We start from the raw sequence: 13,856 nt of genomic DNA, 5'->3' as shown, positions 1-13,856 counted from the left end.
ACACCGGAAACGCCTCATACAACTCCCGGCCCATACCGACCCGCTGACTGCCCTGCCCCGTGAACACGACACCCAGGCGGCCCTCGACCACCGCACCCGACACCACGCCCGGCCCCTCAGCGCCGGAGGCGAGTGCCGTCAGGCCGGACAGGAACTCGTCCCGCTCGCGGCCGAAGACCACGGCGCGGTGTTCGAGGGGTGAGCGGCCCGTGGCAAGGGACCAGCCCGCGTCGGCGAGTCCGGCGCGGTCGGCGGCGAGGGTGGCGTCAGCGAGGAGGCGGTTCCGGAGGCGGGCGGCCTGGGCGCGCAGGGCGTCGGTGGTGCGGGCCGAGAGCTGCCACGGGACCGCGGTGGTGGTGGCCTGTACCTCGCCGGGGACCTGGGGGGTGGTGGGCTTGCCGCGTCGGGGGGCCTGTTCCACGACGACGTGGGCGTTGGTGCCGCTCACGCCGAAGGAGGAGACACCGGCGCGGCGCGGGGAGCCGTCCCGGTCGGGCCAGTCGCGGGCACGGTCGAGCAGTTCCACGGTCCCGGCGGACCAGTCGACGTGGGTGCTCGGCCGGTCGACGTGCAGGGTCTGCGGGAGCAGGCCGTGACGCATGGCCATGACCATCTTGATGATGCCCGCGACACCGGCCGCGGCCTGCGTGTGCCCGATGTTGGACTTCACCGAGCCGAGCAGCAGCGGCCGGTCGGCGGGGCGGTCCTGGCCGTAGGTCGCGATGAGCGCCTGGGCCTCGATCGGGTCGCCGAGCGTCGTGCCCGTGCCGTGGCCCTCGACCGCGTCGATCTGCTCGGGCGCGAGGCGGGCGTTGGCGAGGGCCTGCGTGATGACGCGCTGCTGGGACGGGCCGTTCGGGGCGGTCAGGCCGTTGCTCGCGCCGTCCTGGTTGACCGCCGAGCCGCGGACGACCGCGAGGACCTCGTGGCCGTTGCGGCGGGCGTCGGACAGCCGCTCCAGGAGCAGCAGGCCCGCGCCCTCGCCCCAGCCGGTGCCGTCCGCCGCTTCCGCGTACGGCTTGCAGCGGCCGTCGGTGGCGAGGCCGCCCTGGCGGCTGAACTCGTCGAAAGCGCCCGCGGTCGCCATCACGGTGACACCGCCCGCGAGAGCGAGGTCGCACTCGCCCTGCCGCAGCGCCTGCGCCGCGAGGTGCAGGGCGACCAGGGACGACGAGCAGGCCGTGTCGACCGTGACCGCCGGGCCCTCGAGGCCGAAGGCGTAGGAGAGGCGGCCGGAGATGACGCTGCCGGACGTGCCGGTCATGAGGTGGCCCTCGACGCCCTCGGGGACGCTGTCGAGCCCCGTCGCGTACCCCTGGAAGCCGGAGCCGACGAAGACACCGGTCGGTGTGGAGCGCAGGGACTTGGGCGCGATGCCGATGCGTTCGAACAGCTCCCACGAAGTCTCCAGGAGGAGCCGCTGCTGCGGGTCCATCGCGAGGGCCTCGCGCGGGGAGATGCCGAACAGTCCGGCGTCGAACTCCGAGGCGTCGTAGACGAAGCCGCCCTCGGGCTTGTAGCGCGCGGCGCCGTCGAGGTCCCAGCCTCGGTCGGAGGGGAACACGGAGATGGCGTCGGTGCCGTCGACGAGGAGCTGCCACAGCCCCTCGGGGGTGGTGGCGCCGCCGGGGAAGCGGCAGCTCATCGACACGATGGCGATCGGGTCGTCGGACACGTCGGCGGGCTGTGCCGCCGGGACGAGGGCCGCCGTCGCGGCGGCGCCGCCGGACAGTTCCGCCAGCAGGTGGCGGGCCAGGACCTCGGGCGACGGGTGGTCGAAGACGGCCGTCGCGGGCAGCTCGATCTCGGTGGCGGCGGTGAGGCGGTTGCGCAGTTCGACGGCGGTCAGCGAGTCGAAGCCCAGCTCGCGGAAGGCGCGGGTGGGTTCGACGGCCTCGGCGCCGCCGTAGCCGAGGGCGGCGGCCGCCTCGGCGCGGACAAGGTCGAGGACGAGGCGCTGCCGCTCGGGCTCCGGGAGTCCGGTGAGGCGTGCGGCCCACTCCGAGACCGGGCCGCTGTCGCCCGCCGGAGCGGCCGTCTTCTGCTGCTGCCGCGGCCGCAGTGCGGGCAGGCCGCCGAGGAAGGTGCTCGGGCGGGCCGCGGTGAAGGTGGGCGCGAACCGCTCCCAGTCCACGTCCGCCACGGTCAGGCACGTCTCGTCGTACGCGAGTGCCTGGGCGAGCGCGCCGAGGGCCAGGTCGGGCGCGAGCAGCGCGACGCCGCGGCGGCGCAGGTGCTCCTCGGCCTCGGCGGTGGCCGCCATGCCGCTGCCGCCCCAGGCGCCCCAGGCGACGGAGGTCGCGCTCAGGCCGCGGGCGCGGCGGCGTTCGGCGACGGCGTCGAGGAAGGCGTTGGCGGCGGCGTATCCAGCCTGGCCGCCGCTGCCCCAGACGGCCGCGATGGAGGAGAACAGGACGAAGGCGTCGAGGTCCGCGTCGGCGAGGAGTTCGTCGAGGTGGGCGGCGCCCGCGGCCTTGGCGGCCAGCGCGTCGGCGAGGTCCGCCGGTGCCGTGTCGGCGAGGGCGACGGTGGGGCTCACCCCGGCGGCATGGAAGACGGCCCGCGGGCTGTGCCCGGCCGCCGCCAGCTCGTCGAGGAGCCGTACGACGGCGTCCCGCTGGGCGACATCGCAGGCGGCGACGGTGACTTCGGTCCCCGACTCCTCCAGTTCCGCCTTGAGTTCGGCGGCGCCGGGCGCGTCGAGGCCGCGCCTGCTGGTGAGGACGAGGTGGGCGGCGCCCGCGCCCGCCAGCCAGCGGGCGACGTGCGCGCCGAGCGCGCCCGTACCGCCCGTGATCAGCGTGGTGCCGCGCGGCGTCCAGTCCGGTGCCGGGCGGGCGTCGAGCGGGGCGGGCGCGAGACGGCGTACGAAGATGCCCGAGCCGCGCACGGCGACCTGGTCCTCGAATCCGCTGCCGCCGCCGTCCGCCGTCCCGTCGGCGGGGATGCCCGCCAGGGTGGTGGCGAGCCGGGTCGCGGCCCGGCCGTCCGGGGCCCCCGGCAGGTCGACGAGACCGCCCCAGCGCTCCGGGTGCTCCAGTGCCACAACCCGTCCCAGGCCCCACAGTTGGGCTTGCGCGGTGCTGGCGAGGCGGTCGCTGCGGCCGGTGGAGACGGCTCCGCTGGAGGCCGCCCACAGCTTGGCGTCGGCCTCGACGTCGCCCAGGGCCTGGACGAGCGCCACGGTGCCCGCGAGGCCGAGGGGCAGTTCGGGGTGTTCCGGGTGCGGGTCCTCGGTGAGGGCCAGCAGGGAGAGCACACCGGTGGGTTCGGTTGCCGTGCCGGACGCACGGGTGTCGGTGGACGTGCCGGGCACGTGCTCGCGCAGGCGCGCGGCCAGCGACTCGCGCGTCAACTCCGCAGCGCTGACGCGGACTTCGGCGACGTCCGCACCGGCCTGCGTCAACGCGTCGGTGGCGCCCGCGACCCACGGGTGCGCGGCAGCCTCCTCCGGTACGACGACCAGCCAGCGGCCCGTCAGCGCCGGGCCCGGGAGGGCCCCACTGGCCAACGGCTGCCAGGTGACCCGGTAGCGCCAGCCGTCCATGGTGGACCGCTCACGCCGCTGCCGCCGCCAGGACGACAGGACGGGCAGGACGGCGCCGAGGTCGGCGGCGGAACCGTCCGTCACCTCCAGCTCGGCCGCCAGGCCTTCCAGGTCCTCGCGCTCCACGGCCTCCCAGAACCGGGCCTCGACCTCGTCGGTCGTGCCCCCAGGCGTTCCGCTCGGCGCCCGTCCGTCGACGAGCCAGAAGTGCTCGTGCTGGAAGGCGTACGTGGGCAGGTCGACGGTGGTGCGGGCGGCCGGGAAGAGGGCCTTCCAGTCCAGCTCCGCGCCGTGCGTGTGGGCTTCGGCGATGGCGGTCATGAGGCGGTGCGCGCCGCCCGCATCCCGGTGCAGGGAGCCGAGCGCGACGGCCGGGCTGCCGGTGGCGTCGACGGCGGCGCGGACCGGGGCGGTGAGCACCGGGTGCGGGCTCATCTCCGCGAACAGGCCGTGCCCCTCGGTGAGCAGCGCGCGGACGGCGTGCTCGAACCGGACGGTGTGCCGCAGGTTCCGGTACCAGTACCCGGCGTCCATGGGCGTGCCCTGGTCCAGCCGCTCCCCCGTCAGCGCGGAGAACACCGGCACGTCGGCCGGGCGGGACACCACCGGGGCGAGGACCTGCGCCAGGTGCGCCGCGACGGACTCGACCTGGACGGAGTGCGCGGCATGGTCCACCGCGAGGACGTCGGCCTGGACGCCCCGGTCGGCGCACCGGCCCACCAACTCCTCCAGTGCCTCGGCCGCACCCGAGACCACGACCTCGGCGGGGCCGTTCACAGCTGCCAGCTCGATCCGGCCGTCCCAGGCCGCGACCAGCTCCCGTACCTCCTGCTCGGGCAGCGGCACGGACACCATGCCGCCCTGGCCCGAGAGTTCACGGATCGCCAGGCTCCGCAGCGCCACGACACGAGCCGCGTCCGCCAGCGACAGCACCCCCGCGACGCACGCGGCAGCGATCTCGCCCGGGCCGTGACCGACCACGGCGGCGGGCTCGACACCGGACGCCTGCCACACGGCGGCCAGCGACACCGTCACGGCGAAGAGCACCGGCTGGACCACGTCCACCCGGTCGAACCGCTCCCCGTTCAACTCCTCGAACAGGTCCCAGTCCACGAACTCGGCGAGCGCGTCCGCGCACTCGCTCATCCGCACCGCGAACACCGGTGACTCGTCCAGGAGTTGGCGGGCCATCCCGGCCCACTCCGCCCCCTGCCCGGGGAACACGAACACCGGCCGGACCGTGCCGCCCTGCGCCCGTCCCGCCACGACATGCCCGGCACCGGGGCCGTCAGCCGCGCGGTCACCCCGCACAGCCGTGCCGTCGTCCCGCACAGCCGTGCCGTCGTCCCGTACCGTCGCGCCATCGCCGCGCGCGAGCCGCTCGAGCCCGGCGAGCAGCTCGTCCCGGTCCCGCCCGAGGACGACGCCCCGGTGCTCGAACCGCGACCGCGCCACAGCCAGCGACCAGCCGACCTCACCGACACCCCACTCGGCCTGCGCCAGCAGGTGTTCATGGAGCCGCCCGGCCTGCGCCCGCAGCGCCTCCGGGGTCTTCGCCGAGAGGGCCAGCGGGGTCACGAAGGTCGGTGCCGCTCCGTCGCCGGACGGCTCGTCCGGGTGCGGCGGGGGGTCCGCCGGTGCCTGCTCCACGATGACGTGGGCATTGGTGCCGCTGACGCCGAAGGCCGAGACGCCCGCGCGCCGGGGCGTGCTGTCGGCGTGCTGCGGCCAGTCGCGCGCGCCCGTCAGGAGCTCGACGGCGCCGGTCGACCAGTCCACCTCGGCCGAGGGGGCGTCCACGTGCAGGGTCTGGGGCAACACGCCCGCGCGCATCGCCATGACCATCTTCATGACACCGGCGACACCGGCGGCGGCCTGGGTGTGCCCGATGTTGGACTTGATGGAACCCAGCCACAGCGGCCGGTCGGCGGAGCGCTCCTTGCCGTAGGTGGCGAGGAGGGCCTGGGCCTCGATCGGGTCGCCGAGCGTGGTGCCGGTGCCGTGGGCCTCGACGGCGTCCACGTCGCCGGGCGTGAGGCCCGCGTTCGCCAGGGCGGCGTGGATGACGCGGCGCTGGGAGGGGCCGTTCGGGGCGGTGAGCCCGTTGCTCGCGCCGTCCTGGTTCACGGCGGAACCGCGGACGACCGCGAGGACCTTGTGACCGTTGCGCCGGGCGTCCGACAGCCGCTCCACGAGCAGCATGCCGACACCTTCGCCCCAGCCGGTGCCGTCCGCCGCGTCGGCGAACGCCTTGCAGCGGCCGTCCGTGGCGAGGCCGCGCTGACGGCTGAACTCCACGAAGGTCGCCGGGGTCGACATCACCGACACGCCGCCCGCGAGGGCCATGGTGCACTCGCCCTGCCGCAGCGCCTGCGCCGCCAGGTGCAGCGCGACGAGCGACGACGAGCAGGCCGTGTCGACGGTCAGCGCCGGGCCTTCGAGGCCGAAGGTGTACGAGATGCGGCCGGAGGCGACGCTCGCGGCGTTGCCGATGCCGAGGTAGCCCTCGACCTCGTCGGGGACGTGGTCGACGCCGGCGGTGTAGTCCTGGCCGTTGGTGCCCGCGAACACGCCGATCTGGCTGCCGCCGAGCGTCGCCGGGTCGATCCCGGCGCGCTCGAAGGCCTCCCAGGAGGTCTCCAGGAGGAGCCGCTGCTGCGGGTCCATCGCCAGGGCCTCACGCGGGTTGATGCCGAAGAACTTGGCGTCGAACTGCCCGGCGTCGTAGAGGAATCCGCCTTCGCGGACGTACGAGGTCCCGGCGCGCTCGGCGTCGGAGTGGAACAGGCCTCCGGTGTCCCAGCCGCGGTCGACGGGGAAGTCGGCGATCGCGTCGACGCCGTCGGCGACCAGGCGCCACAGGTCCTCGGGGCTGCGCACGCCGCCGGGGAAGCGGCAGCTCATGCCGATGATGGCGAGGGGCTCGTCGTCCGCGGCCGCGCCGGTGGTGGCGGGCAGCGGGGTCGCGCTCTCGGCACCGAAGAGCTCGGTGTGCAGGTGGGCGGCCAGGGCGGTCGCCGACGGGTAGTCGAAGACCAGCGTCGTGGGCAGCCGGAGGCCGGTGGCGGCGCCGATGAGGTTGCGCAGCTCGACGGCCGTCAGCGAGTCGAAGCCGAGTTCGCGGAAGGCGCGGCTGACGTGGACGTCGTCGGCGCTCGCGTGCCCGAGGACGTCGGCGGCCTGCTGGCGCACCAGGTCCAGGAGGGCGGCCTCGCGGTCGGCGGGCGCCAGTGCGGCGAGGCGGTCGGCGAGCGCGTTCGCGGGGCCGGTGGCCGTGCCGGGGGTTCCGGTGCGGTCCGCGAGGGCCGCGTGTGCCTCCGGGATGTCCGCGAAGAGGCGGCTGGGCCTGGCCGCGGTGATGCCGGGCGCGTACTGGGCCCAGTCGACGTCCGCGACGACGGCCAGCGCCTGGTGGCCGCCGAGTGCCTGGTGCAGGGCGGTGATCGCGAGGTCGGGGTCCATGGGCGGCATCACGCCGTGCCGCAACCGCTCGGCGGCCGCGCCCTCGGCCGCCATGCCGCTGCCGTCCCAGGGGCCCCAGGCGACGGAGGTCGCCGCGTGCCCGGCGGACCGCCGGGCCTCGGCGAGGGCGTCGAGGGACGCGTTGGCGGCGGCGTAGCTTCCCTGGCCCGCGCCGCCGACGACACCGGCGAGGGAGGAGAACAGGACGAACGCCGACAGGTCCGCGGCGCGCGTCAGCTCGTCCAGATGCCGGGCCGACGCCACCTTCGCGCGGAACACCGAGGCCATCCGCTCCTCGGTGAGACCTTCCAGAACGCCGTCGTCCAGGATGCCCGCCGTGTGGAACACACCGGTCAGCGGCGCGTCGGCGGGAACCTCGGCGAGCAGGGCGGCGAGCGCCGCACGGTCCGCGACGTCGCAGGCCGCGACCGTCACGCGTACGCCCGACTCCTCCAGCTCGGCGCGCAGTTCGGGCGCGCCGGGCGCGTCGAGGCCGCGTCGGCTCGTCAGCAGCACGTGACCGGCGCCCGCACGGGCCAGCCAGCGCGCCACATGGCCGCCGAGGGCGCCGGTGCCGCCGGTGACCAGCACGGTGCCGCCGTCGGCGGACCACTCCGCCACCGGCGCGTCACCGGTGGCCGCGTCACCCAGGGGCGCGCGCACCAGCCGTCGCGCGAACACGCCGGAGGCGCGCACCGCGAGCTGGTCCTCGCCGGACCAGTCCGACGAGCCGGACGAGCCCGCCGCGGCGAGTATCCGGGTGAGGCCGGTGACCGCCGTGTTGTCCGCGGTCTCGGGCAGGTCGATGAGGCCGCCCCACGACTGCGGGTACTCAAGGGCGGCGACCCGCCCGAGGCCCCAGACCGTCGCCTGCGCCGGGTCACCGGCGGGCTCGGACGGCGTCGCCGCCACCGCGCCGCGGGTCGTGGCCCAGACGGTGGCGGTGCTGCCCGTGTCGCCGAGCGCCTGCAGCAGAACGGCCGTACGCAGGGCGGCGGTTGGCGCCGACTCGGGCGCCGGAGCGGATTCCGTGCCCGGGGCGGACTCGGCGGTGAGGGCGAGGAGCGACAGCGCGCCGTCCCACGCGGCCGCCTCGTGCTGCCCCAGCAGCGCGGTGAGGGCCGCCCGGTCGATGGCGGCGGCGGCCGGGACGCGCACGACCGTGACGCGGGCGCCACCCCCGGCGAGGGCGCGCTCGGCGGCGGTGCTCCAGAGGTGGTCGGCGTGCTCGGCGGGGACGAGCAGGGCCCAGGTGCCGGTGAGGCCGGGGGTGTCGCCGGGCCGGCGCGGCGGCAGCGGGTTCCACGTCACGCGGTAGCGCCAGCTGTCCAGCGTGGAGGTGGCGCGCTGGCGGCGCCGCCAGGCGGTGAGGGCGGGCAGGACCGAGGTCAGCGGGGCGTCGTCGGGCACGTCCAGGGCGCCGGTGAGCTCCGTGAGGTCCTCGTGCTCCACGGCCTCCCAGAAGCGCGCCTCGGCGTCGTCGGACAGGGCGGCCCCCGGGGTGGGGGCGGCGGCCGGGGCGGTCGTGTCCAGCCAGTACCGCTGGTGCTGGAAGGCGTACGTGGGCAGGTCGACGCGGCGGCGCGCCCGGGCCGGGGCGTACTGCGGGGTCCAGTCGACGGTGGTGCCGCGCACGTGCAGCCGGGCGAGGGCGGTCAGGAAGGTGTCGGGCTCGGACCGGTCGCGGCGCAGCGCCGCCACCAGCCCGGCCTGGGCGTCGGAGCCGGTGAGGGTGTCGTGGGCCATCGCTGTGAGGACCGCGTCCGGGCCGAGTTCGAGCAGGGTGGTGGCGCCGAAGTCGGTGAGGGCGCCGAGTCCGTCGTGGAAGCGGACGGCCTCGCGCACGTGCCGCACCCAGTACTCGGGGTCCTTCAGCTCGTCGGCGGCGGCGAGGCGCCCGGTCACGTTCGACACGACCGGCAGCGTCGGGTCCTGGTAGGTCAGGCCCTGGGCGATCTGGCGGAACTCGTCGAGCATCGGGGCCATCAGCGGCGAGTGGAAGGCGTGGCTGACCTTGAGCCAGCGGGTCTTGCGGCCCTCGGCACGGAGCTGTCCCGCCAGGTCCTCCAGGACGCCGCGGTCGCCGGAGAGCACCACCTGGGCGGGCCCGTTGACGGCGGCGAGGCCCACCCACTCGGCGACCTCCTCGACGAGCGGGGCGACGTCGGCCTCGGCGGCCTGCACGGCGAGCATGGCTCCGCCCCGGGGCAGCGCCTGCATCAACCGGCCGCGCGCGGCGACCAGTCGGGCGGCGTCCTCCAGGGACCACAGCCCGGCGACGTGTGCGGCGGCCAGCTCACCGATGGAGTGCCCGCCGACGATCTCGGGGCGTACGCCGAAGGACTCGGCAAGGCGGTACAGGGCGACCTCGACGGCGAACAGCGCGGGCTGCGCGTACCCCGTCTGCTCCAACAGCTCGGCGTCCGTGCCGAACATGACGTCCTGGAGCGAACGTTCTAGTTGCCCGTCCAGGTGCGCACACACCTCGTCCAGGGCCGTGGCGAAGGCGGGGAACGTCTCGTACAGCTCACGCCCCATGCCGATCCGCTGACTGCCCTGGCCGGTGAAGACGATGCCGAGGCGGCCCTCGGCGACCGAGCCGGTCACCGTGCCGGGGGCGGCGGGGCCTTCGGTGGCGAGGGATTCCAGGGCCCGCAGGAGCTGGTCGCGGTCCTCGCCGAGGAGGACGGCCCGGTGTTCGAAGGCGGAGCGGCCGGTGGCGAGGGTCCAGCCCAGGTCGGCGCGGCCGGCGCGGTCACCGGCCAGGTCGGGGTGGTCGAGCAGCCGTTCGCGCAGCCGGGCGGCCTGGGCGCGCAGCGCCTTCGCGGTGCGGCCGGACAGGGGCCAGGGCGTGGGGCCGACGGCGGCCTGCGGGTCGGTGCCGGAGGCGGGGAGCGGGCCCGCTTCAGCAGGGGCCGGTTCGGCTCCGGCGTCCGCGTCCGGGCCGCCCGGGGTCTGCTCCTGAGCGTCCTGCGGTACGTCGGCGGGGGCTTCCTCGACGATCACGTGCGCGTTGGTGCCGCTGACGCCGAACGAGGAGACGCCCGCGCGGCGCGGCGCGTCCTCGCGGCCGGGCCAGTCGCGGGCCTCGGTCAACAGCTCGACCGCTCCGGCCGACCAGTCGACGTGCGTCGACGGCTGGTCGACGTGCAGGGTCTGCGGGAGCAGGCCGTGGCGCATGGCCATGACCATCTTGATGACACCGGCGGCGCCCGCTGCGGCCTGCGTGTGGCCGACGTTGGACTTGACGGAGCCGAGCCACAGCGGCCGGGTCCGCGGCCGCCCCTGCCCGTAGGTGGCGAGCAGGGCCTGGGCCTCGATGGGGTCGCCGAGGGTGGTGCCCGTGCCGTGCGCCTCGACGGCGTCGACGTCACCGGCCGTGAGGCCCGCGCTGGCGAGGGCGGCGCGGATCACGCGCTGCTGGGCGGGGCCGTTGGGGGCGGTGAGGCCGTTGCTGGCGCCGTCCTGGTTCACAGCGGAACCCCGGACGACCGCGAGGACTTCGTGCCCGTTGCGGCGCGCGTCGGAAAGGCGCTCCAGGAGCAGCAGGCCGACGCCCTCGCCCCAGCCGGTGCCGTCCGCCGCCTCCGCGAACGCCTTGACGCGGCCGTCGGTCGCCATGCCGCGCTGGCGGCTGAACTCGACGAAGGCGGTGGGCGTCGACATCAGGGACACGCCGCCCGCGAGGGCGAGGCCGCACTCGCCCTGGCGCAGTGCCTGCGCGGCCAGGTGCAGGGCGACCAGGGACGACGAGCAGGCCGTGTCGACGGTCACGGCCGGGCCCTCCAGGCCCAGGGTGTAGGAGAGGCGGCCGGAGACGACGGCCGCGGTGTTGCCGGTGCCCGAGTAACCCTCGGTACTGTCGGCGGCCTCGGCGACGACGGCCGTGTAGTCCTGGCCGTTGGTGCCGGTGAACACGCCGGTGCGGCTGCCGCGCAGGCTCAGCGGGTCGATGCCCGCGCGCTCGACGGCCTCCCAGGCGGTCTCCAGGAGGAGGCGCTGCTGCGGGTCCATGGCGCGGGCCTCGCGCGGCGAGATGCCGAAGAAGCCCGCGTCGAACTCGTCGGCGGCGTACACGAACCCGCCCTCGCGGGCGTAGGTGGTGCCCTGGTGGTCGGGGTCGGGGTGGTAGAGCCCGGCCACGTCCCAGCCTCGGTTCGCGGGGAACGCGGACACCGTGTCCACGCCGTCCCGCACCAGCTGCCACAGTTCCTCGGGGGTGCTGGCGCCGCCGGGGAAGCGGCAGCTCATCGCGATGATCGCGACCGGCTCCGCGTCCTTGGACTCGAGTTCGCGCACTCTCCGACGAGTCGTGTGCAGATCCGCCGTCACCTGCTTGAGAAGGCGGCGGATTTTGTCGTCGTTCACCATCTGGCCTAGCTCCTAGAGACAGTTCGGAGAGTGGGGAGTCGGGGGTGCGGGGAGGGGTGGAGTGGGCCCCGGGGTGCGGGCGGGCTCGGCCCTACGCACCCCGGGGCGGGCGGCACGTCATGAGATCCCGAACTCCTTGCTGATGAAGTCGAACATCTCGTCGTCCGTCGCGGCCTCCAGCTCGCTCGCGACCTCGGCGTCCTCCTCGCCGTCCTGGCCCCGGGTGCAGCGGTCGAGCAGGACCCGCAGGCGGTCGGCGATGGTGGCCAGCTCCTCGTCCGACGGCGCGCCCTCGGCGAGGCCCAGCTCCAGGGTGTCGAGCTGGGACAGCAGCGCCCCCGGTTCGGCCCCGTCGGTGCGCAGTTCGGCCTTGAGGTAGCCGGCGAGCGCGACGGGGGTGGGGTGGTCGAAGACGAGGGTGGTGGGCAGGGGCAGGCCGGTGGCGGTGCCGAGCGCGTTGCGCAGTTCGACGGCGGTGAGCGAGTCGAAGCCCAGTTCGCGGAAGGCGCGGGCGGGTTCGACCTGCTCCGGGCCCCGGTAGCCGAGGACGGCGGCCGCGTGGGTGCGGACCAGGTCTTCCAGGAACCGGTCCCGCTCTGGCTCGGACAGCGCGGCGAGCTGCCGGGCGAGGTCCGGTCCGGTGTCGCCGTCGGCGTCGGCTGCCGCCGTGCGGTCGCGCAGGGTGCGGGCCTCGGGCAGGTCGGCGAACAGCGGGTTGGGGGTGCTGCCCGGGCCACCGGCGAGGTACTGGTCCCAGTCGATGTCGGCGATCACCCCGCTGGTCACCTCGTGGCCGAGGGCCTGGCGCAGCGCGGCGACGGCGAGCCGGGGCTCCATGGGCGGCACGGCGCCGCCCCGCAGCCGCGCGGCGGCCCCCGAGTCGGCGGCCATGCCGCCGCCGTCCCAGGCGCCCCAGGCGATCGAGGTCGCGGTGCGGCCGTGCGCCCTGCGGTGCTCGGCGAGCGCGTCGAGGGCGGCGTTGGCCGCGGCGTAACCGCCCTGCCCGGTGCCGCCGGAGAGCCCGGCGAAGGAGGAGAAGAGCACGAACGCCGACAGGTCGAGGCCGGCCGTCAGCTCGTGCAGGTGCCGCGCGGATTCCACCTTCGCCCGGAACACCGTGGCGAGGCGCTGTGCGTCCATCCCGTCGAGGACGCCGTCGTCGAGGACGCCCGCCGTGTGGAACACCGCGGTGAGCGGCGCGTCGGCGGGGATGCCGTCCAGGACACCGGCGAGGGCGTCGCGGTCGGCGGCATCGCAGGCGGCGATGGTGACGTCGGCGCCCAACTCCGCAAGTTCGGCGCGGAGTTCCGCCGCTCCGGGCGCGTCCGGGCCGCGCCTGCTGGTGAGGACGAGGTGCTGGGCGCCGTGGGCGGCGAGCCAGCGGGCGACGTGCCCGCCGATGGCTCCGGTGCCGCCGGTGACCAGTGTGGTGCCGTGCGGCGTCCACGCGGGCCGCCCGTCGGGGGCGTCCCCGGCGAGCCGGCTGCGGACGAGGCGGCGTGCGAAGACCCCGGTGCCGCGTACGGCGAGCTGGTCCTCACCAGTCCAGGTGCCGCCGAGGGCCCCGGCGAGCCCGGCGAGCTCCCGCTCGTCGGCCGCCGCGGGCAGGTCGACCAGACCGCCCCACAGCTTCGGGTACTCCACGGCCACCACGCGTCCGAGCCCCCACAGCGGGGCCTGCGCGTGGCCGGGTGCCGGGTCGGTGCCGCCCACGCCGAGCGCGGACCGGCTGCCGAGCCAGAGCGGCGCACCGAGGTCGGCGGCGTGCAGGGCCTGTACAAGGGTGAGGGTCGCGGCCAGGCCGCGGCTCACTCCGCCGCGTACCGCGTGCTCGGACTCGTCGACGGCCAGCAGGGAGAGCACACCGGCGAGTTGACCGCCCGCGGCGTCCGCTTCCTTGCGCAGCCGCTCGGCGAACTCCTCGCGGTCGGTCCCCTCCGCGTCCACGACGACGGCTCGTACGTCCGCGCCGTACCCGCCGAGCGTGTGCTCGACGGCCGCCGTCCAGGTGGCGTCGGCCCCGCGGTCCGGCACGACGAGCAGCCATGCCCCGTCAAGCCTCGGCGCGGAGGCCTGGCCGAGGGGCTTCCACGAGACGCGGTAGCGCCAGGCGTCCAGCGCGGAGGTCTCACGCCGCTGCCGCCGCCACGACGACAGGACCGGAAGCACCTCCCCCAGCGCCGCCACTCCGCTGGTCTCGCCGTCCGCGCCCAGTTCGGCACTCAGCGACTCCAGGTCCTCCCGCTCCACGGCTTCCCAGAAGCGCGCCTCGACCTCGTCGACGCCGAACCCGGTGCCGTGGCCGGCGGCCGTCGGGGCCGACTCCAGCCAGTAGCGCTCGCGCTGGAAGGCGTACGTGGGCAGGTCCACGCGGTGGCGTGCCGCGGCCCGGGCGTACAGCGGCGTCCAGTCGACGTCGGCGCCGCGCACGTGGAGCTGGGCGAGGGCGGTGAGGAAGGTGTCCGGCCCGGGGCGG

At 75.8% G+C, this 13,856-nt stretch carries 2 protein-coding genes; both read right to left on the bottom strand.

Annotation, left to right across the window (positions count from 1 at the left end; genetic code table 11):
* Positions 1–11,377: type I polyketide synthase (locus IE274_RS38745; protein ID WP_373305816.1), on the bottom strand; the 11,377-nt coding region annotated here is incomplete at its 3' end.
* A gap of 120 nt (positions 11,378–11,497) precedes the next feature.
* Positions 11,498–13,856: SDR family NAD(P)-dependent oxidoreductase (locus IE274_RS38740; protein ID WP_190120652.1), on the bottom strand; the 2,359-nt coding region annotated here is incomplete at its 5' end.

The organism is Streptomyces flavofungini, assembly GCF_014650815.1.
Taxonomy (GTDB): Bacteria; Actinomycetota; Actinomycetes; order Streptomycetales; family Streptomycetaceae; genus Streptomyces; species Streptomyces flavofungini.
This window is presented reverse-complemented; position numbering and strand designations above follow the sequence as displayed.